General features: G+C 71.4%; 18 protein-coding genes and 2 pseudogenes. 7 read left to right on the forward strand and 13 right to left on the reverse strand.

Annotated features, from left to right (window positions below; translation table 11 throughout):
* Positions 1-8: 8 nt before the first annotated feature.
* Entirely contained in the window at positions 9-2387 is a 2379-nt protein-coding gene (locus QFZ76_RS44135; protein WP_307678961.1) for a SpoIIE family protein phosphatase, read from the reverse strand.
* Positions 2388-2654: 267 nt separating this feature from the next.
* On the opposite strand from QFZ76_RS44135, the gene QFZ76_RS44140 reads away from it, so the two are divergent.
* Entirely contained in the window at positions 2655-5750 is a 3096-nt protein-coding gene (locus QFZ76_RS44140; protein WP_307678962.1) for a glycoside hydrolase family 2 TIM barrel-domain containing protein, read from the forward strand.
* Between the two features lie 145 nt (positions 5751-5895).
* A complete protein-coding gene (locus tag QFZ76_RS44145; RefSeq protein WP_307678963.1) occupies positions 5896-8139 on the forward strand; it encodes a glycoside hydrolase family 9 protein in 2244 nt (747 codons plus the stop codon).
* Here the strand turns inward: QFZ76_RS44145 and QFZ76_RS44150 are convergent.
* Positions 8084-9589, reverse strand: a complete 1506-nt coding sequence (locus QFZ76_RS44150; protein WP_307678964.1) for a cytochrome bc complex cytochrome b subunit — start codon at positions 9587-9589, stop codon at positions 8084-8086. The genes QFZ76_RS44145 and QFZ76_RS44150 overlap by 56 nt on opposite strands.
* Positions 9586-10530 (reverse strand): RNA polymerase sigma factor SigJ, encoded by a 945-nt coding sequence (gene sigJ, locus QFZ76_RS44155; RefSeq protein ID WP_307678966.1) that lies wholly within the window; start codon positions 10528-10530, stop codon positions 9586-9588. Before sigJ ends, QFZ76_RS44150 begins: the two co-directional genes overlap by 4 nt.
* 189 nt (positions 10531-10719) lie before the next feature.
* Here sigJ and QFZ76_RS44160 point away from each other — a divergent pair, with 189 nt between their 5' ends.
* The 3 genes from QFZ76_RS44160 to QFZ76_RS44170 all read left to right on the forward strand — a co-directional run bounded on the left by QFZ76_RS44160 (position 10720) and on the right by QFZ76_RS44170 (position 13480).
* On the forward strand, positions 10720-10965 hold the full coding sequence (locus QFZ76_RS44160; protein ID WP_307678968.1) for a hypothetical protein: 246 nt from the start codon (positions 10720-10722) through the stop codon (positions 10963-10965).
* A gap of 3 nt (positions 10966-10968) precedes the next feature.
* Positions 10969-11346 (forward strand): toxin Doc, encoded by a 378-nt coding sequence (locus QFZ76_RS44165; RefSeq protein WP_307678969.1) that lies wholly within the window; start codon positions 10969-10971, stop codon positions 11344-11346.
* A gap of 508 nt (positions 11347-11854) precedes the next feature.
* Positions 11855-13480, forward strand: a complete 1626-nt coding sequence (locus QFZ76_RS44170; RefSeq protein ID WP_307678970.1) for an RICIN domain-containing protein — start codon at positions 11855-11857, stop codon at positions 13478-13480.
* 19 nt (positions 13481-13499) lie between these two features.
* On the opposite strand, the gene QFZ76_RS44175 is transcribed toward QFZ76_RS44170, so the two are convergent.
* The 3 genes and pseudogenes from QFZ76_RS44175 to QFZ76_RS44185 form a co-directional block, all read right to left on the reverse strand.
* On the reverse strand, positions 13500-14669 hold the full coding sequence (locus QFZ76_RS44175) for a lactate 2-monooxygenase (RefSeq protein WP_307678971.1): 1170 nt from the start codon (positions 14667-14669) through the stop codon (positions 13500-13502).
* Between the two features lie 306 nt (positions 14670-14975).
* Positions 14976-15149: pseudogene (locus tag QFZ76_RS44180) on the reverse strand (cytosine permease); the annotation flags it as partial.
* 190 nt (positions 15150-15339) lie between these two features.
* On the reverse strand, positions 15340-15891 hold the full coding sequence (locus QFZ76_RS44185; protein ID WP_266451178.1) for a hypothetical protein: 552 nt from the start codon (positions 15889-15891) through the stop codon (positions 15340-15342).
* Between the two features lie 333 nt (positions 15892-16224).
* Between QFZ76_RS44185 and QFZ76_RS44190 the strand changes: the two genes are divergently transcribed.
* Positions 16225-16659 carry a protease inhibitor gene (locus tag QFZ76_RS44190; protein WP_307678972.1) on the forward strand — a complete coding sequence of 145 codons (435 nt, stop codon included), beginning with the start codon at positions 16225-16227 and terminating at the stop codon, positions 16657-16659.
* A gap of 135 nt (positions 16660-16794) precedes the next feature.
* Here the strand turns inward: QFZ76_RS44190 and QFZ76_RS44195 are convergent, their stop codons facing one another.
* The 4 genes from QFZ76_RS44195 to QFZ76_RS44210 form a co-directional block, all read right to left on the reverse strand.
* Complete coding sequence (locus tag QFZ76_RS44195; RefSeq protein ID WP_307678973.1) at positions 16795-17202, reverse strand: STAS domain-containing protein; 408 nt, start codon at positions 17200-17202, stop codon at positions 16795-16797.
* 141 nt (positions 17203-17343) lie between these two features.
* Positions 17344-17541, reverse strand: coding sequence for a CDGSH iron-sulfur domain-containing protein (locus QFZ76_RS44200; RefSeq protein WP_307678974.1), 198 nt, complete (start codon positions 17539-17541; stop codon positions 17344-17346).
* Positions 17522-18187, reverse strand: coding sequence for a HemK2/MTQ2 family protein methyltransferase (locus QFZ76_RS44205; RefSeq protein ID WP_307678975.1), 666 nt, complete (start codon positions 18185-18187; stop codon positions 17522-17524). Before QFZ76_RS44205 ends, QFZ76_RS44200 begins: the two co-directional genes overlap by 20 nt.
* 21 nt (positions 18188-18208) lie before the next feature.
* Complete coding sequence (locus QFZ76_RS44210; RefSeq protein ID WP_307678976.1) at positions 18209-19222, reverse strand: iron-containing redox enzyme family protein; 1014 nt, start codon at positions 19220-19222, stop codon at positions 18209-18211.
* A 74-nt stretch (positions 19223-19296) separates the two neighbouring features.
* Here QFZ76_RS44210 and QFZ76_RS44215 point away from each other — a divergent pair, with 74 nt between their 5' ends.
* On the forward strand, positions 19297-19917 hold the full coding sequence (locus QFZ76_RS44215; protein ID WP_307678977.1) for a flavodoxin family protein: 621 nt from the start codon (positions 19297-19299) through the stop codon (positions 19915-19917).
* On the opposite strand, the gene QFZ76_RS44220 is transcribed toward QFZ76_RS44215, so the two are convergent.
* The 3 genes and pseudogenes from QFZ76_RS44220 to QFZ76_RS44230 form a co-directional block, all read right to left on the reverse strand.
* The gene (locus QFZ76_RS44220; protein ID WP_307678978.1) at positions 19918-20127 is read right to left on the reverse strand and encodes a hypothetical protein; all 210 of its coding nucleotides are present in this window, start codon (positions 20125-20127) and stop codon (positions 19918-19920) included.
* Between the two features lie 38 nt (positions 20128-20165).
* Complete coding sequence (locus tag QFZ76_RS44225) at positions 20166-21173, reverse strand: Ppx/GppA family phosphatase (protein ID WP_307678979.1); 1008 nt, start codon at positions 21171-21173, stop codon at positions 20166-20168.
* A gap of 158 nt (positions 21174-21331) precedes the next feature.
* Positions 21332-22300, reverse strand: a pseudogene (locus QFZ76_RS44230) (MFS transporter); the annotation flags it as partial.
* Positions 22301-22353 lie beyond the last annotated feature (53 nt).

Raw genomic sequence — 22353 nt, forward strand, 5'->3', positions numbered from 1 at the left:
TGCGCCGCTCACTCCTCGTCGGTGAGGCTGATCTCCGACCAGATCGTCTTGCCGTCGGTGGTGTGCCGGCTGCCCCAGCGCTGGGTGAGCTGGGCCACCAGGAGCAGACCCCGGCCCCCCTCGTCCCACGTCTTGGCGCGGCGCAGGTGCGGGGCCGTGTGGCTGGTGTCGGACACCTCGCAGATCAGCGTGGTGTCGTCGTGGATCAGGCGCAGCCGGATGGGGTGGGAGCCGTACCGGATCGCGTTGGTGACGAGTTCGCTGACCACCAGTTCGGCGGTGAACGCCGCCTCGCTCAGCTCCCATCGGCCGAGCTGGCCGACGACCTGCTTGCGGATCGGGGCGACGAGCGCCGGGTCGGCCGGGATGTCCCAGGTGGCGACCTGGGACGCGGGCAGCCCCCGGGTGCGGGCCAGCAGCAGCGCCACGTCGTCCAGCGCGCCGCCCGCCGGCAGCAGACCGTGCAGGACGCGGTCGCAGGTCTCCTCCAGCGAGGAGGACGGGACCGCGAGGGCCTCGCAGAGCAGGGCGTGGCTGGCGTCCACGTCCCGCTCCCGGGTCTCGATCAGCCCGTCCGTGTACAGGGAGAGCACGGTGCCCTCGGTCAGCTCCAGCTCCGCGGACTCGAAGGGCAGGCCGCCCAGGCCGAGCGGCGGCCCCGGCGGCACGTCGACCTCCTGGGGCGCGCCGCCCGGCGGGAGCATGACGGGCGCCGGATGCCCGGCCCGGGCCATCGTGCAGCGCCGGGACACCGGGTCGTACACCGCGTACAGACAGGTGGCGCCGACCTCACCCGGGCGGCCCTCGCTGCCGGCCTCCGTGGACAGCCGTACGACGAGGTCGTCGAGGTGGGTCAGCAGCTCGTCCGGGGCCAGGTCGATGTCGGCGAGGGTGCGTACGGCGGTGCGCAGCCGGCCCATCGTCGCCGAGGCCTGGATGCCGTGGCCGACGACGTCCCCGACGACCATCGCGACCCGCATCCCGGACAGCGGGATCACGTCGAACCAGTCGCCGCCCACCCCCGCGCGGGCCGCCGGCAGATAGCGCGAGGCCGCCTCCACGGCCGCCGTGCGCGCCAGTGAACGGGGCAGCAGGCTGCGTTGCAGGGCGAGGGCGGTCTCGCGTTCGCGGGAGTAGCGGCGGGCGTTGTCGATGCAGACGGCGGCCCGGGCCGTGACCTCCTCGGCGAGGAGCACGTCGTCCGGGGTGAACGGGTCCGGCCGCCGGAACCGGGTGAGGACGGCCACGCCGAGGGTCTGGCCGCGGGCCTGGATCGGCACGGACATCGTGGAGTGGATGCCGTACTCCTTGATGCGGTCCTTGCGCGCGGGGTCCCAGGCGAGCCACTCGGCGATGTCGCGGGTCTGGGTCGACGCCACGATGGTGTGGCCCACCACGAGGGAGTCGGCCTGGGGCGAGGGCGCGGGGTAGAGGTCGACCTGGCCGGGCTTGGCCACTGCCTCGGGGGTGCCCGGGTTCACGGACTGGTGGGCCGCCCGGCGCAGCCTGACCGGGGCGGTCAGCCGGGCGGTGAAGGGCTCGCCCCCTGCCTCCGGCGGGTCCAGCAGGTCGACGCTGACGAAGTCGGCGAGGGCGGGGACGATCACGTCCGCCAGTTCCTGAGCCGTTCGGGTGACGTCGAGGGTGGTGCCGATGCGGACGCTGGCCTCGTTGACCAGCTGGAGCCGTTCCCGGGCCAGGTACTGGTCGGTGAAGTCGTGGGCGGCGACGCACACCCCCCGCACCCGCCCCTTGGTGTCGGTGATCGGCGCCATCCGGGCCAGCCAGGCGTACATCCGGCCGTCGCCGCCGATCGGCACGTAGCTGCGCACGTCGTGCCCCCGGCCGGTGGCGAGCACGCGGTGCAGATGCTGCTCGATGTCCTCGCTCTGCGGTCTGCCGCTCATCTCGGGCACCCGCAGCCCCCGTACCCGCTCCTCGGGCAGTCCGAGCACCTCGGCCATGGCGGAGTTCATCCGGCGCAGCCGCAGCCGCTCGTCGTAGATCGCGACGGCGCAGGGGGACTGCACGAGCTCGGCCCGGTCCAGCGGGTCGTCGGGCGCGTGCGGGCCGTCGCCCGCCAGCGGAGTGACCACGAGCCAGTGGCCGGGGCCGGCCTCGGGCTGTCTGTGGTGTGCGAGCAGCCACACCGACACCGTCGAACCGTTGCCGTGCCGCAGCAGGAGGGTCCCGTCCCAGCGGGTCTTGTCCGGCTTGGGGAACTCGCCCGGGTCGGCGAGCAGCTCGACGGCGGAGCGGCCCACGACCTCGGCGGCCGGCCGGCCCAGGAGCAGGCGGGCGCCCTCGTTCCACTCGACCACCGTGCCCGCGTCGTCGACGACAGCCCGCGCCGTCGCGGCATCGTCGATCGGATACACCGGGCTCATCGTCGCCACTCCATCGCGGACACTCACAGTGAACAGGCGCGCCACTTCGGTCCCAGCCTAGTGCGTCACGCTCGCGCGCGGACGGGGAACCGCAGTGCGGGCGGTGGCCGCCTTCGAGCCGTGGTCAAGGGGGAAATCCGGCCGTTGTGACGCCCGGGGCAGAAGCAGCTCACCGCACCCTTGACGGGCGCGCGTGGCGCCCCGTCAGAATCTGTTTGTTCACGATCAGTTGTGAGTACTTCTGGGCCCTAATGAGGGAGAGCCGCCATGACGGTCACTCGCAGATCGCTTCTTCTCGCCTCCGCGGCAGCGCCGGCGGCCGGCGCGCTCCTGGGCACCCCGGCGGCCTGGGCCGCCGAGGCCGCTCAGGGCGTGTCCGGTCGCCGGACGGTCGTGCTGCGCGACGGCTGGCGCTTCGCGCTGGTCGATCCGGGCGGGATCACCGACCCGACCGGTGAATACGCCGACGCCGCCGCGCCGGGTTACGACGACTCGGCGTGGCGCGAGGTCGCGGTGCCGCACGACTGGAGCATCGAGCTGGCCCCGACCACGCAGCACGGCACCACCAGCGGCACCGGGTTCTTCCCCGGCGGCCTCGGCTGGTACCGCCTCGCCTTCACGCTGCCGCCCGCCCTGGCCGGCAAGCGGATATCGGTGGAGTTCGACGGCGTCTACATGGACTCGTACGTCCACTGCAACGGCACGGAGGTGGGCCGCCACCCCTACGGCTACACCGGCTTCGCCTTCGACGTGACCGACCTGGTGCACACCGACGGCACCACCGAGAACGTGATCGCGGTCAAGGTGCAGAACCGGCTCCCCAGCAGCCGCTGGTACTCCGGCAGCGGCATCTACCGCGAGGCCCGCCTGGTGGTCACCGACCCGGTGCACGTGGCGCGCTGGGGCACTTACGTCACCACGCCGGACATCACCGGAGAGCGGGCGCTCGTCCGGGTGCGGACCTCCGTGCTGAACGAGACCGGCACCGCGAGCCAGGTCGAGATCCGCTCGCTGATCAAGGACCCGGCCGGCCGCACGGTGGCCCGCACGGTCACCACGGTCACCGTAGGCACCGAGGCGACCGAGACCCACGAACTGACCGTCACTCGACCCAGACTCTGGGACTTCGCCTCACCCCACCGCTACACCCTGGAGACCGAAATCCGCGTCGGCGGCAGGACGGTCGACACCTACCGCACCCCCTTCGGCATCCGCACCTTCCGCATCGACCCCGACGAGGGCTTCCACCTCAACGGCCGCTACGCCAAGATCAAGGGCGTTGACCTGCACCACGACCTGGGCGCCCTCGGTGCCGCCGTCAGCATCGACGCGATCCGCAGACAGATGACCATCATGAAGTCGATGGGCGTCAACGCCTTCCGCACCTCCCACAATCCGCCCTCCCCGGAGATGATCGAGGTCTGCGAGGAGCTGGGCATCGTGATGATGGTGGAGGCGTTCGACTGCTGGAAGAGCCCCAAGACGCGCTACGACTACGGCCGGTTCTTCGACGAGTGGGCCGACAAGGACATCACCGAGATGGTGCTGGCGGCCCGCAACTCGCCCGCCGTCATCATGTGGTCGATCGGCAACGAGATCTCCGAGTTCACCTCCACCTCGGGCCTGGCCATGGCGGACCGGCTGATCGCCGCGGTCAAGGCGTCCGACGACACGCGCCCGGTCGTGATCGGCTCCCACCGGCACCGCACCGTGCCCGCAGTGGGCTCCCCGGGCGACCTGATCCTCTCCAAGCTCGACGGTCTCGGGCTCAACTACAACACCGCCAAGTCGGTGGACGCCCTGCACGCCCGGTACCCGAACCTGTTCCTCTTCGAGTCGGAGTCGTCCTCCGAGACCTCCACCCGCGGCACCTACCAGGAGCCCGAACGCCTCAACACCGGCGAGAACCACACCCCGGGCAAGCGGGCGACCTCCTCGTACGACAACAACCTCGCCTCCTGGACCATGAGCGGCGAGTACGGGCACAAGAAGGACCGGGACCGGAAGTGGTTCACCGGGGAGTTCCTGTGGTCGGGCATCGACTACATCGGCGAGCCCACGCCCTACGACGTCTTCCCGGTGAAGGCGTCCTTCTTCGGCGCGGTCGACACGGCCGGCTTCCCGAAGGACATGTACTACCTGTTCCAGAGCCAGTGGGTCAGCGAGCCCATGGTCCATCTGCTGCCGATGACCTGGAACCACCGGCCCGGGGACACGGTCGAGGTGTGGGCGTACTCCAACGTCGACACCGTCGAGCTGTTCCTCAACGGCAGGTCGCTGGGCATGCGGCGGTTCGACACCAAGAAGACCACCGACGGCCGGGCGTATCTGGAGACCACCGAGGCGACCGGTGACGACAAGACCTTCACCGACGGCCCCTACCCCGGCAGTTACACCAGCCCGAACGGCAGCGCGGGCAAGCTTCACCTGACCTGGAAAGTGCCGTACAGGCCCGGCGAGTTGAAGGCGGTCGCCCGCCGCGGGGGCAAGGTGGTCGCCACCGACGTCCTGCGCACCGCCGGGAAGCCGCACGCCGTACGCCTCACCGCGGACCGCGGGTCCCTCGCCGCCGACGGCCGTTCACTGGCCTTCGTGACCGCGGACATCGTGGACGCCCGCGGGGTGATCGTGCCCGACGCCGAGCATCTGATCTCCTTCGAGGTCAGGGGCGGTTCCCTCGCCGGTCTCGACAACGGCCGCGAGGAGAGCGCCGAGCGCTACCAGGCGAGCACCCGGACCGCCTTCCACGGCAAGGCACTCGCGATCGTGCGGTCCGGCACCGAGCCGGGGCCCGTGAAGGTGACCGCACGGGTGGAGGGCCTGCGGTCGCACACCGTGAGCGTGCGGGCCACGCCCGCCCGGTCGGCCGCCACCACCCCGGCGGCCCCCTTCGGGCCCGACCATCCGGCGCCCGTGAACCACCCCCACGCGGACGCCAGTTACTCCGGCCGCCCCGACACCCTCCCCGCCGCGATGCTCGACGGCGACCCGGCCACCGGCTGGTCCAACGCCTTCACCAAGGCGGCCACCGCCCTGCTGCCCGCGGTCAACGGTGCCAGGGCCGAGGACTGGGTCTGCGTGGACTTCGGGCGGACCCGCACCTTCGACCGCGTGGAGGTCTCCTTCACCCTGAGTACGACCCACAGCCTGCCCGCCTCCGTGGTGGCCGAGGTGTGGGACGGCAAGGCGTATGTGCCGGTCGAGGGAGCGGCCGTGGACTGGGCCGCCGTCTCGGGCGAACCGACGGTCGTCACCTTCGACGCCGTACGCGGCTCGCGTCTGCGGCTCACCCTGACCAGCAGCCATCCGGGCGAGGCCCGGGGCGCGGTGCGCATCAGCAGGCTGGAGGTTCCGGCCGGCTGAGCGGCTCCCGGAGCGGTCCGGACGGGTGCCAGTCCCGTCCGGACCGTTGACGCGGTGTCATGTATCGCACAAACATGGCCTGCGTCCGCATCTGGGAGCGCTCCCACGACGAGCGTCACCCGCACCTCCCCCGAGGAGCCCAGACGTGAAACGACGCAGAACCGCCTTGCTCTCCCTGACGGCCCTGATAGGGGCGGCACTGGTGGGCCTCCCCGCCTCCGGGGCCGCCGCCGACGAGGTCGAACAGGTCAAGAACGGCACCTTCGACACCACCACCGCCCCCTGGTGGACCACCAGCAACGTCACCGCGGCCCTGTCCGACGGACAGCTCTGCGCGGACGTGCCGGGCGGCACCGCCAACCGCTGGGACGCCGCCGTCGGCCAGAACGACCTCACCCTGGTCAAGGGGGAGTCGTACAGGTTCGCCTTCACGGCGAACGGTTCGCCCGACGGACATGCCGTGCGCGCGATCGTGGGCCTGTCGGCGGCGCCGTACGACACCTACTTCGAGGTGACCCCGCAACTGAGCGTGTCGGGGAACTCGTACTCCTACACCTTCACCTCGCCCGTCGACACCGCCCAGGGGCAGGTCGGCTTCCAACTCGGCGGCGGCGCCGACCCGTTCCGCTTCTGCATGGACGACGTGTCCCTGCTGGGCGGGGTGCCGCCCGAGGTCTACGAGCCCGACACCGGCCCCCGGGTGCGCGTCAACCAGGTCGCCTATCTGCCGGCAGGCCCGAAGAACGCCACACTGGTCACCGACGCGACCACGAAACTGCCCTGGCAGCTCAAGAACTCCACCGGCGCGGTCGTCGCCCGGGGCTGGACCGTGCCGCGCGGCACCGACGCCTCCTCCGGGCAGAACGTCCACTCGATCGACTTCGGCGCCTACAAGAAGCAGGGCACGGGCTTCACCCTGGTCGCCGACGGCGAGACCGGCCGGCCCTTCGACATCGGCACGGGCGCCTACGAGAAGCTGCGCCTGGACGCCGCGAAGTACTACTACACGCAGCGCAGCGGTATCGCGATCCGCGACGACCTGCGCCCGGGTTACGCCCGCCCCGCCGGCCACGTCGACGTGCCGCCCAACCAGGGCGACTCCGCCGTCCCCTGCCAGCCCGGCGTCTGCGACTACACGCTCGACGTCACCGGCGGCTGGTACGACGCCGGCGACCACGGCAAGTACGTCGTCAACGGCGGCATCTCCACCTGGGAGCTGCTGAGCACCCACGAGCGCGCCCTGACGGCCCGCACCGGACAGCCGGCGAAGCTCGGCGACGGCTCGCTCGCCATCCCCGAGAGCGGCAACAAGGTGCCGGACATCCTCGACGAGGTCCGCTGGGAACTGGACTTCCTGTTGAAGATGCAGGTGCCGGACGGACAGCCGCTGGCCGGCATGGCCCACCACAAGATGCACGACGAACAGTGGACCGGCCTGCCGCTGCTGCCCAGTGACGACCCGCAGAAGCGCGAACTGCACCCGCCGAGCACCCAGGCGACGCTCAACCTGGCGGCGACGGCGGCACAGGCGGCCCGCCTCTACCGGCCCTACGACAAGACCTTCGCGGCGAAGGCCCTCGCCGCCGCCCGCAAGGCCTGGACGGCCGCCCTCGCCCACCCCGAGAGGTACGCCGACCCGGACGACGGCATCGGCGGCGGCGCCTACGCCGACACCGACGCCACCGACGAGTTCTACTGGGCGGCGGCCGAGCTGTATCTCACCACGGGAGAGAAGGCCTTCGCGGACCACGTCCTCGCCTCGCCCGTCCACACGGCCGACATCTTCGGCCCCCTCGGCTACGACTGGGCCAGGACGGCGGCAGCGGCCCGCCTCGACCTCGCGACGGTCCCGAGCAAGCTGCCCGGCCGGGACAAGGTGCGCCAGTCCGTGATCAAGGGCGCGGACCGCTACCTGACCACCCTGACGTCACATCCCTACGGCATGCCCTACGCCCCCGCTGACAACCTCTACGACTGGGGCTCCAACCACCAGATCCTGCACAACGCCGTCGTCATCGCCACCGCCTACGACATCAGCGGCGCCTCGAAGTACCGTGACGGGGCCGTCCAGAGCATGGACTACGTCCTCGGCCGCAACGCGCTGAACATGTCGTACGTGACCGGCTACGGCGAGGTCAACGCCCACAACCAGCACAGCCGTTGGTACGCCCGCCAGCTCGACCCGAGCCACCCGGCCCCGCCCGACGGAACCCTCGCGGGCGGACCGAACTCGAGCATCCAGGACCCCTACGCACAGAGCAAACTCCAGGGTTGCGTCGGCCAGTTCTGCTACATCGACGACATCCAGTCCTGGTCGACCAACGAGCACACCATCAACTGGAACTCGGCCCTGACCCGGATGGCGTCCTTCGCGGCGGATCAAGGCTGACGCGCTCACGCTCCACCAGTTCCCCCGGCCGCTCATGGGCGGTCAGGGTGTGAAGCCGGGCCTGGTCGAGCGGCTGGTGCACCTCGACGTACTCGCCGTGCGGCAGCCGCTTGATCACGCCCGTCTCACGACCGTGCAACACCAGCTCCCGGTCCCGGAGTTGGAGCCCGAGACAGATGCGCCGGGTGACGACGAAGACGACCGCGGGAACGACGAACACCGCGATGCGGACCGCCCATGTCACCGTGTTGATCGACAGATGGAGACGGGTCGCCACGATGTCGTTGCCCCCGCCCGCCAGCAGGATCAGGTAGGCGCTGATCCAGGCCGCGCCGATCGCCGTACGGACGGGCCGGTTGCGCGGGCGGTCGAGGAGGTGGTGCTCCCGCCTGTCGCCCGTGATCCGGGCCTCCAGGAACGGGTACACGCCGATGAACAACAGGAGCAGCGGGAACACGACGATCGGTATCAGCACACCGAGGACGAGGGTGTGGCCCCACAGGGTGATCTCCCACCCCGGCATGACCCGCACCAGTCCCTCCGCGAAACCCAGATACCAGTCGGGCTGGGCGCCCGTGGAGACCTGGTCGGCGCGGAAGGGGCCGTACGCCCAGACAGGATTGATCGACGCCACGGCCGCGATCAGCGCCAGCACCCCGAAGACCAGGAAGAAGAAGCCGCCCGCCTTCGCCATGTACACCGGGAAGAACGGGGCACCGACGACATTGCGTTCGCTGCGCCCGGGACCCGCGAACTGGGTGTGCTTGTGGTAGACGACCAGCAGCACATGAGCCACCACGAGCGCCGCCATGATGCCCGGGATCACCAGCACGTGCAGCGAGTAGAAGCGGGCCACGATGTCGTCGCCGGGGAACTCGCCGCCGAACAGGAACATCGAGAGATACGTCCCCACGACCGGGACCGCCAGCAGGGCGCCGTCGACGAACCTCAGGCCCGTCCCGGACAGCAGGTCGTCCGGCAGCGAGTAGCCGAACAGGCCCTCGAACAGGCCGAGGAAGAGCAGGGACCAGCCGAACAGCCAGTTGATCTCCCGCGGTTTGCGGAACGAGCCGGTGAAGAAGTGCCGCATCATGTGCGTGAACATCCCGGCCACGAAGACCAGCGCCGCCCAGTGGTGCAGCTGCCGGATCAGCAGCCCGCCGCGCACGTCGAAGCTGATGTCCAGCGTGGAGGCGTACGCCTCGGACATGCGGACGCCGTTGAGCGGGGTGTAACTGCCGTGGTACGTCACCTCGTTCATCGACGGATGGAAGAAGAGCGTGAGCCACACGCCGGTCAGGATCAGGACGACGAAGCTGTACAGACAGATCTCGCCGAGCAGGAAGGACCAGTGGTCCGGGAAGACCTTGCGCAGGTACCGCCTGCCGAGGGTGTGGATGCCGAGACGGCCGTCGAACCAGTCGGCCACCCGCTCGCCCTTGCTTGTCACGTCTCCTCCCGGTGTACGTGCGTGAGCTTCTCGGGGTTGGTCACGATGTAGACCCCCGACACCTGGTCGCCCTCGGGGGTGAGGTCCATGACCATCACCGCGTACGGCGAGTCGCCCTCGAACAGCACGGCCGCGTCGTCGCCGTTGACGCGCCGGTAGCGCAGGTCCAGGTTCTGCGGGGTGCGCCGGCCGGCGTAGCCGGTGATGAGGCGGACGGCCTTGTCCCGGCCGTGCACCGGGCGCAGTCCCGCCGGTTTGCGCAGGCCCCCGCCGTCCGTCCACACCGTGACGTCCGGCGCCAGGATCTCCATCAGCGCCGCGATGTCCCCGCCGAGCGCGGCCCGCACGAACCGCTCCGTCGCCTCTCGCCGCACTCTCGGATGCGCCCGGTGCAGCGGCCGCCGCGCGTGCACATGGCCCCGCGCGCGATGCGCCAGCTGCCGTACGGCCGCCGGGGTGCGGTCGATGATCTCCGCGATCTCGGTGTGGGCGTACCCGAACACCTCGTTCAGGACGAACACCGCCCGCTCCAGCGGCGTCAGGGACTCCAGCACCACCAGCATCGCCAGCGACACCGACTCGGTGCGCAGCGCCGGATCCTCGGCCCCGCCGTCCTCGCCCGCGACCAACGGCTCGGGCAGCCACGGACCGACGTACGTCTCCCGGCGGCGGCTGACCGCGGCGCGGCGGGCCAGCGCGTGGTTGACGGCGATACGGACCAGATACGCCCGGGGATTGTCGATGCCGTCGAGCGAGGCGCCGCCGCGCCGCCCCGTCCACGACAGCCAGGTCTCCTGGAGCACGTCCTCGGTGTCGGCGACACTGCCCAGCATGTTGTAGACCACGCCGAACAACAGCTCCCGATGCCCGAGGAACACACCGGTCGCATCGCCCGGCGGCCCGCCGGTCTCGGAACGGTCGGAAACGGTGTGCTCGGACATGTGTGGGCCTCCCCGGTGGCGCGCTCACCACTGCGACGGCGGGCGGGTGCCGGAATGTGACATGAGGCCGGTGGAATGTGACCCACGCCTCACCCCCGGGCCGCCGCCAGGTACCCCTCCGGTACCGCTGAACTACTTGCTTGACCTGGGGATATTTACGAGTAAGTACCCGCGCGGTACCGTGAAGACATGCCAGCTCTCAACGTGGAGTTCAGCGACCGCGAGCTAGAGGACCTGCGGCAGATCGCCAAGGAGCGGGGTACGTCCATGAAGGCCCTCGTGCGAGAGGCGGCCGCCGCCGACATCGCCCGGCACCGAGCACTGCAGGAGGGCGCGGAGGCCTTCCGCCGGTTCTTCGCGGCCCACGCCGACGAGTTCGCGGAGGCCTTCCCGGACGACGAACCGGCCGCCAAGGGCGAGGGGCGGGTCGCCTGACCCATGGCTCCCGTCGTTCACATCGACGTGCCCTGGCTGCTCCAGCGGCACGAAGAGGTCCTGCCCGACCAGCCCACGATCAACGACTTCTCCGCCTTAGTCGCCGCCGTCGCCCGGCACCGCGTCGACCCGCCCCGCCTCGGCGTGGACTCCGACCCGGCCTGGCGGGCCGCCGCCCTGCTGCACACCCTCGCCCTGCTCAAGCCGCTGCCGTCGGCCAACGCCCGCTTCGCCTGCGCGACGGCGGTGGCGTACATGTTCGTCAGCGGCGTCGGCATCGACCCGCCCTACGGCGCCCTTGTCGACCTCGCCCGCGACCTGATCTCCGGCAAGGCGGACGTGTACGGCGCGGCGGACCGGCTGCGGTCCTGGCAGATCTGAGGCTCCCGGGCGCGGATCCGCCGTCCGCCCCGGGGCCGCCGGCCGAGGGCGGGAGGAACGGGGCCGGCGGCCGACTGCGCGCAGAAGAGCCGCCGTTCTGCGCGGGGCCTCCGAGGAAAAGGCCGGTTCCAGTGCACTGCGCGGCCGGGTGTGCCGGGAGCGTGCGTACCGCTCCGGTATGTGCGCGTGAATCACACGGGGCGCATGCGAGGGCGAAAGCCGGTACCGGCTCGGTGAGTTGCCGCCGTCCCGTCGCCGTATCTGACTTTCTTTCAATGGTGTGGATGTTTCCCAAGTGCCTTGTTGGTCATGAGTGACTGTGCAAGGGTGAAGAACCGGTGTGGGGGGTAAGGGCCGGCTCGCATTCGTCCCGTGGGGAACCGGGACGGACGGAAGCCGGAGAATTCACGCTCCTCACGCTCGCGCCCGAAAGGCGAGCGCCGGTCCGGGCTTCTTTCCGGCGACCAGAACTTCTGTGTCCCCATGCGCGTGGGAAGGAATCCGCTCAGTGCCCACCCCCCACCCCCCTCGCCCTCCCTATCCTCCGGCAGGCGGGGTCCCCGAAGAATCCGACGAGAGCCTCGGCGCCGCGCTCAGAGGCCGCCCGGACGTCGAGGTTGGCAAGTCCGTCGCCCTGCTCATGGCGCGGCACTGGCAGCCGGTCCACGAGTACGCGGCGATCTGCCTGGCCTCGCCCGAGGACACCGCCTCGATGGTCACCGCCGCCGCCTTCCACCAGGTCTTCGACCGGCTCACCCTCGGCGAGCCGGCCGTGGCGTTGCGCCCGCGGTTACTCGTGACAGTGCGGGACACCGTCAGACAGTGGTCGGCCGAGGAGTACATATCGGCGGTATTGCCGGAATTGGGGAAACCCTCCGGAGGTCGTGGTATGCGCGCGGCCAAGTCACTGACGCCGGAAAATCGCAAGTTGGCGGAGCGTTCATTCCATACGCTCCCCGGACTCGCCCGGTGTTTGCTGTGGCACGTCGAGGTCGAGGCGGAGGGTATTGCCGTCCCCGCCGCTCTCCTCGGCATGGATACCGACACCGCGTCGGCGGCTCTCGAACAAGCGCGTGAAAAACTCCGCGAAGGATGTGTACATGCCCATCGGGAACTCGCGCCGACCAAGGATTGCCGCTTCTACAACCGTCTCCTCGACGTTCCCATTCGCCGCGGCGGGGCCCTGCTGCCGGATGTCCGGCAACACCTGGGGGAGTGCCGCCACTGCCGAAACGCCGCCGAACAACTGAGCCATTTCGAGGGCGGTTTGGGGATGCTGCTCGCCGAGGCGGTGCTCGGCTGGGGCGGCCGACGCTATCTGGAGACCCGTCCGGCCCGCACGCAGCAGCAGCCCCGCCCACGCGGTTCCTCCCGGCACGGCGGCGGACGCCGTCGACTGCTGCCGGGGATCCCGACGCCCGGCCGCCGGCTCCCGGGCGTGGGGCTGCGCTCCTCCAGGACGCTCCTGACCGGTGTGGGCCTGGCCTCCGCGGGGCTGCTCGCGACCACGCTCGTCGCCGGCCTGTGGTCGGACGAGGACGGCGTCGACCCGGCCGCCTCCACCAGCGCGACCGGCGGCGTCGGGGCGGCCCCGGGCGCCGACACCCCGGCCCCGCCGACGGCGTCCTCCGGCACCGCCCAGCTCCCCACCGTGCCGGGACGCACCAGACTGCGCAACGTCGCCGCCGACCTGTGCCTCGACATCACGGGCGAACCGAAACCCGGGGCCGGTACCGAGCTGGCGGCCTGCTCGTCCGCCCCGACACAGCAGTGGACGTACGAGAGCGACGGGCTGCTGCGCAGCGTGGCGGAGCCCGACCTGTGTCTCGACTCGCACGCCGACGCCGGCGTGGTCATCCTCGGCACCTGCGCCGGGGAGAGGACGAGGCGGGCCGACGACGTGCGCTACGACCTCACCGTGCAGGGCGAGTTGCTGCCCCGCTGGGACGAACAGCTCGCCCTCACCTCCACCACCGACGACCCGGGCGCCGACATCGTCGTCAAGGTCCGCGACGGCTCCCCCGGGCAACGCTGGCTGACCGACCCGGCGTCGACGGCCACCCCCGGCTCGCTGTCGGACACCGGGACGCAGAATCCCGGCGCGCGGGTGGTGGGGCTGTCGGACCGTATCTAGTGCCGGAGTCTGTCCGGCCTTATGCCGGCCCCTCCACCAGGTCGGCGGGGCCGACGGTCGCCGGGGTGGCGTGTCCGGACAGGGCCAGGGTGAGGTCCAGCTCCGCGAGCAGACAGCGGATCACGTGCTCGACGCCCGGCTGGCCGTCGAGTCCGAGCCCGTAGACGTACGGCCGTCCGACCAGGACCGCCCGGGCGCCCAGGGCGAGGGCCTTGAAGACGTCGTCGCCCGTGCGGATGCCGCTGTCGAACAGGACGGTCAGGCGGTCGCCGACCGCTGCCGCGACCCGCGGCAGCGCGTCGGCCGCCGCGACCGACCCGGCCACCTGACGGCCGCCGTGGTTGGACACCACCACCCCGTCCATCCCGGCATCGGCGGCGAGCCGGGCGTCGTCCGGATGCAGAACGCCCTTGAGGACGATCGGTCCGTCCCAGTTCTCCCGCAGGAACGCCAGGTCCGGCCAGGTCTTGGCGGGATCCGCGAACATGCCGACGAAGTGCATCACCGCCGCGTTCGGATCCTCGTGCACCGGCTTGGCCAGGCCCGCCCGGAAGGCCGGGTCGGAGAAGTAGTTGGCGGTGCCCACACCGTGCAGGAACGGCAGATACGCCTGGTCGAGGTCGCGGGGCCGCCAGGACAGCAGTGGCGTGTCGAGCGTGACGACCAGCGCGGTGAACCCGGCCGCCTTCGCCCGGTTCAGGAAACTCCGGGCCACCTCGGGGTCCTTCGGCCAGTACAGCTGGAACCAGCGCTCGGCGTCCCCCATCGCCTCGGCGACCTGCTCCATCGGCGTGCTGGAAGCCGAGGACAGGATGTACGGCACGCCCTGCGCGGCGGCGGCCCGGGCGGCGGCCGGCTCGGCGTCCGGGTGCATGATCGACAGCACGCCGACCGGTGCCAGGGCCAGCGGCGCGGGCAGGGAACGGCCCAACACCTCGACGGACAGGTCCCGTTCGTGGACGTCCCGCAGCATGCGCGGCACGATCCGGCGGCGCTCCAGAGCGGCCCGGTTGGCGCGGGCCGTACTGCCGTCGCCCGCGCTGCCCGCCACATAGCCGACCGGGCCGGGGCCGAGCCGCTGCTCGGTCAGCTCCTCCAGCCGGGTCAGATCGGTGGGCAGGCGCGGTACCGCGCCCGACATCCCGTTCAGATAGATCTCGTACTGGAAGTCCGCCCAGTGCTTGCCCATCAGTACCGCCCCGCCTCTCCTCGTCGAGCAGCGTCGCCCCGACGATACCGGCGAGTAGGCGCAGGTCCGCCCGCCGGAGCGGACGAGGGCGTCAGGATCCGGCGGCAGACTGTGCGGGACGCGGGCATCGGTTCGGCGCCGCCGAGCAGGCACCTGACGTAGGGGGCGGGGAATTCGCCGAGGAGGCGGCCTCCGTCCGGGACGGCCTCGCGCAGATCGAGGGGCGCGGCCTCGTCGACGACGTCCGCCGCCGTCTCGAACCGCGCCCACGCGGAGCCAGGCGCCCGCCTCCGGTCACGAAGTCGGTCATGCCCGTGACGTGGTGGAGGGGTCCGGCAGAGCCGTCTCCCCGGCCGGCGCACCGGGACCGGTGATCGGCGGCACCGGGGTGTCGACGGTCCGGGCCAGCCGGGCGCCCTCGGGGCCGTAGACGGCCCGCGGTTCGGGGAACAGCCGCAGCATCGCCAGGTACAGCACCGCGAGGGGACGGCGGTGGAGCGCGTGGTGGCGCGGGGGCGAGGACGGCCGCTCGCTGTCGCCGGGGTGAGGGATGCGAACGGATGCCGTCCTCTTGGGGATCTGCCGACCGTAAGGCCGTGCGAAAGATCCGCACCAGAGGACGGTTCATCCATCCTTCGGGGCGTGACTGGACGATTCATCCGCCTTCCGGTCACTCACCGTCCGCCGCGGGCTCCTCCGGCTCGGCGTCCGGTCCCTGGGCCCGCACCCGCTGGACGTGTTCGAGGGAGTCCCGCAGTTCGGCGAGCCAGTCGTCGGTGTGGCGCTGCACCAGGCGGACGCACCAGGCGAGGGCGTCGCTGCGGCTGCGGGCGACACCGGCGGCCACCAGGGTGTCGAGGACCTGGCGCTCGGGCTGGCGCAGCCGGGTCATCACGGGCGCCGCCACATGGGTGAACAGGACCCGCTCCCCGCCGCACTCCACGCCCCAGGACACCTTCCGGCGGAACTTGTGCTGGGCCTCCTGTGCCACCTCCATGCGCGTCTCCCGGGTGCGCTCCCGGAACTCCTGGACCCGGCCCTGCACGGCCGCCTCCCGCTCGGCGGCCGAGACGTCCTCGGCGAGCCGGGGTTCGGGGATGCGGCCGATCACGGTGATCTCCTCGCGGTCGGCCGTCACCTCGACCAGCGCCTCGAAGAGGTCGTCCGGCACGCGGCCGGCGAACCAGCCGCGCAGCTTCTCCTGCTGCTCAGTCGTAATCATGTAATCACCATTACTCCCTTGCGCCTCCAGTGCAAGGGGCGGACCGGAAGTGCGCTCACGGCTGAAGCGGAATGTTTCAGGACTATTAAATGGCGGGGGGATCGGGCCATCCGGCCGGAAAGGGCGATCAAGAACCGCGCGATTCCCGGGTTGAAACGTTCGAATTCCGTTACTTCACGCCACTGATTCAATACACAAGGTTACTGAAACCCGTGGGGTCGATGTGAGTTCCGGTGCCGGACTCGGCAGACTCGCGCTCGCCGCACCGGCACCGACCGAGTCGGATCGCGGCGTACCGACATCTCGTCGAACCGAAGCGGAAGGATGCACACAATGCGGAACACCGCGCGCTGGGCAGCGACCCTGGGCCTCACGGCCACCGCAGTCTGCGGACCCCTGACAGGCGCCGCCCTCGCCGAACACTCCACCACCCCGTCCGCGTTCTACGCCCCCTCGGCCCTGGTGCTCACCCTGGGCCACGGCGACACCGCCGCCACCGTCACCCCGGAACGTGCGGTCACCCTCACCTGTGCCCCGACCGCCTCCGGCACCCACCCGGCCGCCTCCGCCGCCTGCGCGGAACTGCGCGCCGCCGACGGGGACTTCGACGCCCTGACGGTCAGAGGCGACGTCCTGTGCACCAAGGAGTACGACCCGGTGGTCGTCACCGTCGACGGTGTCTGGCGCGGCCAGCGCGTCTCCTATGAGCGCACCTTCGCCAACGAGTGCGTGAAGAGCTTCCACGGGAACAGCGTCTTCACGTTCTGAGGGACCGGGATCGCATGGTCCCCGTGAACGTCCCGGGGGGCCCGCAGTAGGGGAGTGCGTACCCCTGTGACGGGGACCTGTGATCCCGCACCGGGGGTCGGTGGGCGGAGTGGGGCCGCCCGCCGATTCCTCCGGTCATTCGTCTTCTTTCTCCACCGGCCCCTTCTTCACCGGCCCCTTCTCCACGGGAACGTCCGGAAGCGGAGGGAAGCGGTCCAACAGGCCGGATGCCCGCAGGAGTTGGTGGATGCGCGGCCGGTCGCTGACGAGGCGGAGCCGGCCGCCGCGCAGGCGGGCCCGGGTCTCGGCCCGGCACAGCACGCGCAGCCCGGAGCAGTCGAAGAAGTCGACGCGCCTCAGGTCCACCAGCACGTCCGGTTCGGGGCCCGCGGTCGCCGCGTCCAGGTGCTCCACCAGGAAGCCGGCCGACGCCAGGTCGATCTCGCCCGCGACCTCGACCACCGTGAAGCGTCCGCCCGCCCGGGTGCGGGCATGGGGGTTCGCCGCAGGTGCTTCGAAGGCGCGGTCGTCCGCGTCCGGCATGTCCGCTCCACCTCGGCAGGGGCGCATTCGATCTCGGTAGCTACCCGGCCGCGGCGCGAACCATCCCCGCTACGGCGCCCGCACGAGCTGGTTCACTCAACTGGATGAATTTCCGCCGGTTCGATTGACGATCGCCGCTTTCTAGCCGCGGTCGCGGTGGCTGGTGTCGCACCAGGGATACCGCCGACTGCGGCGGCAGGTGCACAGGGCCACACGGAAGCGGTCGGAGGCGACCGTGGTGCCGTCCTCCAGTTCCACTTCCACCGGGCCCTCCACCAGCAGGGGGCCGCGGCGCTGCACGGTGATCCGGCGGGGCTTGTCAGACGGGGAGTTCGGCACGGACGACCACCAGCTCTTCCTTCTCCTCGGCGGGCGACAGCAGCCCCCGCTCCCGCAGCCAGCCCTCCCGCCCCCGCAGCACCGGACCGAAGTCGATCCGCTGTCGCCGGGTCACGGACGCCTTCAGCCCGGCCGAGCGCAGATGCTCCAGCGTGCGGCCGGGGTCGCTCAGCGCGGAGTGCACGATCAGCAGGACACCGCCGGGGCGCAACAGCGGCGGCGCCTCCCGGCAGATCCGGTCCAGCACGAACCGCCCGTCACGGCCCGCGTCCCAGGCCCGGGCGGGCCCGTGCGGCAGCCGCGCGCCCAGGGGTGCCGGCACGTACGGCGGGTTGGTCAGAACGAGATCGAACGACCGGTCCCGTACGGGACCGAAGAGGTTCCCGCGCAGGATGCGCACCGGCACTCCCGCCAGCCAGGCGTTCAGCCGTGCCGTGCACACCGCCCGCCAGGACACGTCCACCGCGGTCACCCGGGTGCCGCGGCGCGCGGCTTTCAGCGCGAGCGCACCGGATCCGGTGCCGACGTCGAGCACGTCCGCGTCCGGTGGCAGCGGCTCTTCCGACAGGGCTTCGGCGAGCAGGGCGGTGTCCTCCTGAGGGGCGTAGACGCCCGGTAGGACCAGCGGCAGTACCAGTGGATTCACCTCGACCGGGTACCCCGGCAATCAGGAGCTATAGGGTATTTCGGAAGCGAGGGGTGTGCGCAGTGACGACCGTCCGGCCCGCCAGTCGGTGAGCAGACGGGCGGCCAGGCGGTCCTCGACGTGCCCGGTGGCGTCGATACCGAAGGCGACATCGGCCTCCAGTTGCGGCTCCTCGGCCAGCAGCCCGCCGATGACCTCATGGCGTACGACCTGTTCGTGCACCGCGTCGGCCTCGACGTGTTCGTCGTAGAAGAACTCGGCGGCCGGCCCGGCGCCGGTACGCCGCATCGCCTCGGCCAGCCGCCGGGAGCCAGGCGACGAGGTGATCTCGACCGCTGCGAAGTGGCCCACCAGCGCACCCCGGAGGGATCGGTGCAGGCCGAAGAGGGACATGAGGTTCACCGTGGCCAGCACCTGAGCGGACGCCGCGTCGAGGTAGCGGCCGTACGTCGTGTCGAGGCCGAGGTCCGTCATCAGGTCGGCGAACAGCCGCGCGTGCACGCGGTCGGGGCGGCCGCCGCCGTACTCGTCGAACTCCACCGCCGCCATCCCCGCCTTGGCCCGGCCCCACAGCCGCGGCAGCACCCAGGCGTGCGGATCGGCCTCCTTGAGGTGGTACAGCGAGCGCTGCGCCGCGTACTCGCGCACCTGCCACAGCTCGCCCTCCTTGTGCAGGTAGTGGGTGACGCCCGTTCCGTCGACCGGTTCGACCAGGATCTCGGCCAGCGCGTCCGCCGCGCTCTCGTGCACGACGGTGTCCGCGCGCAGGGCGGACAGGAAGCGCTGCTCCAGCGCGGCGCGGGTGCGCAGCAGGTCCGGGTCCCACTCGCGGTCCGGGGCGACGCCCTCGAAACCGCGGTAGTGCAGTTCGTAGCAGAGATACAGGGCCAGCTGGAGGTCGTCGCCGTACACGGTCGCGCCCGCGACCTCCTCGGGGCGCGGCAGCGGCCCGGCACCCCGGAGGTACTGCGTCACGGCTGCCGAGACCGGCCCCCGGGCGGAGGGCAGGCGTGGTTCCTGACTCTCGTGTGGCATGCGCCCCGGGTACCCAGGCCGTGCGGCCTGCCACCCCTGACTGGAGTCGGCGCGCGGGGGTACTCCGAGCCGACATGAAGGCACTCGTGATCAACTGCACCCTCAAGAGGTCGCCGGACCCCTCCAACACCGAGGCACTGGCGGGCGTCGTCGCCGAACGGCTCGAGAAGGACGGTGTGGAGGTCGAGGTCCTGCGGGCCGTGGACCTGACCATCGAGCCCGGCGTGACCAGCGAGCCCGTACGCGAGGGCGACGCCTGGCCGGGTGTCCACGACAAACTGCTGGACGCCGAGATCCTCGTGATGGCCTCGCCGACCTGGCTCGGCCGCCCGTCCTCCGTCGCCTGGGGGCACCCCCTCTGGGGGAGGGTCCTGGAGCGGATGGACGCGCTGATGTCCGAGACCGACGACGAGTGCAGGCCCGTCGCCTACAACCGGGTCGCGGGCGTGGTCGTCACCGGCAACGAGGACGGCGCCCACCACGTCATCAGCGAGATCTCGGGCGCGCTCGCCGACCTCGGCTACACGATCCCCGGCCAGGCGTGGACCTACTGGCACCTCGGGCCCGGGCCCGACTACCTCGACGACGAGCAGGGCCGGGACTGGTCGCACCGGACGGGCCGGGCCATGGCGGCCAACCTGTACGGCGTGGCGAGCGCTCTGGCGGCACGCCCCGTGGGCGCGCCGCCGGGCTAGTCAGTCGCCCTCGGACTCCTCCTGCGCGCGGGTGTTCGGGGTGATGGCCTCCGAGGCCTCACCCCGGTGCCGGCGCTGCTCGGCGGAGTCCCGGGTACGCGTCTCGGCGTCCTCGACCTCGCGGAGGACCTCTTCGAGCGCGGTTTCGGGCCGCGCCTCGGTTCGGCCGCTGTTCCTGTCGTTCTTCTCGGGGTTCCTGGCGTCGGACACGGCGCTCTCCTTTCTCCGGTTCCCCCGGTTTCCTCGGTTCAGTTGCTCGCCGTCGCGAGGTGCAGCGGCACCGGATCCGGCGGAGCCGCCTCCTCGTTGCGGCGGATGATCTCCGCCCACCAGGGCGCCCCGTCCTCGATGTGACGCAGCAGCACCCCTTCGCGGATCGCCCACGGGCACAGCGTGAGCGTCCTGATCCCGGTCAGCTTCATGGCCGTGTGCCCGACCACCGCGCCGGCCAGGCTCTGCACCGCGCGGGGCGCGGAGATGCCGGGGAGCGCGGCGCGTTGGGCGGCGGGCAGGACGGCCAGGCGGGCGACCGCCTCCCGCAGGTCCTCGCGGTGCAACAGCCGTTCCGTGAACGGGCCGTGCCGCCCGGGCGGGGCCCCGCACAGCCGGCCCAGCTGCTGGAAGGTGCGCGAGGTGGCCACCGCGGTGTGCGGTCCTTCCCAGCGGATCCGGGCCGCCACGTCCCGCAGTTGGTGGCGTACCTTGCGGCGCAGCGCCCGCACCAGCTCCGGCGGCGGCGGGTCCTGGCCCTCGAAGAACTCGTGGGTCAGCCGGCCCGCGCCGAGCGGCAGCGAGGCCACGAAGTCCGGTAACCGGCCGCGGCCGAAGGCCACTTCGAGCGAGCCGCCGCCGATGTCCAGCAGGGCCAGCGGCCCCGACCGCCAGCCCATCCAGCGCCGCGCCCCGAGGAACGTGAGCTCGGCCTCCACCTCGCCCGGCAGCGTGCACAGCCCGACTCCCGTCCGGGTCCGTACGGTACGCAGCACTTCGTGGCGGTTCGGGGCGCTGCGCACCACCGCGGTCGCGAAGGCCAGAGGGCTCGCCGCACCCCAGCGGGCCGCGGTCCTGCTCGCCTCGGCGACCGCATCGACGAGCCGTTCGACCGCCTCCTCCGGTACCGGGCCGCCGGGCTTCACGTGATCGGACAGCCTCAGGCGCCACTTGGCGGTGTGGACGGGCAGCGGCACGCCGCCCTCCGCGTCCGCGACGACGAGTCTGACCGTGTTCGATCCCACGTCAACCACGCTGATTCGCATGCACCGTGGGTACCCCGTTGCGGGATCGCCCAACGTCAGCCGTGCCCCCAGGGTCCCGACACCTCGACACCCCAGCCCTTCCCGGGCAGCGAGGAGGGGCCGCCGTCTCCCTGCGGACGGCGGCCCCTCGGCCTTACGGCGGCTCGGTTGGAGCCGGATCACATATGGACGACCGGTGCGGCCTCCGGGTCCTGCTCCGGCACCCCGCGCCGGTAGAGCAGGAAGGCGATCAGCGCGCCGGCGGCGAAGAAGCCGGCCGACCACCAGAAGGCGGTGGTATAGCTCTCCATCGTCGTCTGTGCCTGGACCAGCTTGTCGCTGGGGTCCTTGCCCGCCAGGTAGTCGGTCGCGGCGCTCGCGGCCAGCGTGTTCAGCAGGGCGGTACCGATCGAACCGCCCACCTGCTGCATGGCGTTGACGGTGGCCGAGGCGACACCCGCGTCCTCGGCGGCGACCCCGCCGGTGGCCAGTTGCATGGCCGGCGGCATGACCAGACCCAGACCGAAGCCGGTCACGATCAGCTGCGGCAGCACCGCGGTCGCGTAGTCGGAGCCGACGCCGATCCCGGTCAGCCAGGCCATGCCGACCGCGGCGACCACGAAGCCCAGCGGGATGACCGCCTTCGGCCCGATCCGCGGGACCAGGACCGTGGTGCTGATCTGCGCCGCCACCATCAGCGCGGCGACCATCGGCAGGAAGGCGACGCCGGTCTTGGTCGGGCTGAAGCCCAGGACCAGCTGCAGGTAGTAGGTGAGGAAGAGGAACACACCGAACATGCCCGCGCCGGAGATCAGTACGGCCATGAAGGAGGCCGCGCGGTTGCGGTCCAGCAGGATGCGCAGCGGCAGCAGCGGCAGCAGCGGGTGCGCGGCGCGGGTCTGCCACCAGGCGAACGCGGTCAGCAGGACACCGCCGGCGATCAGGAAGCCCCAGGTCGCGGGGGAGTCCCAGTCGTGCGTCTCCGCGTTGGAGAAGCCGTAGACCAGGGAGAACAGACCGGCGGCGACCAGAACGGTGCCCGGCACGTCCAGCTTGGAGTTCGCGGCGTCGCGCTTGTTGGACAGGAGTATCCAGCCGTCGACGAAGGCGACGACGGCGATGAGGACGTTGACGTACAGCGCCAGTCGAACGCGTCGGTGGAGGCTAGACCACTTTCTGCGAAACGGCAACGTTTCGCTGG

It is taken from the genome of Streptomyces sp. V4I2, assembly GCF_030817655.1.
Lineage (GTDB): Bacteria > Actinomycetota > Actinomycetes > Streptomycetales > Streptomycetaceae > Streptomyces > Streptomyces plumbiresistens.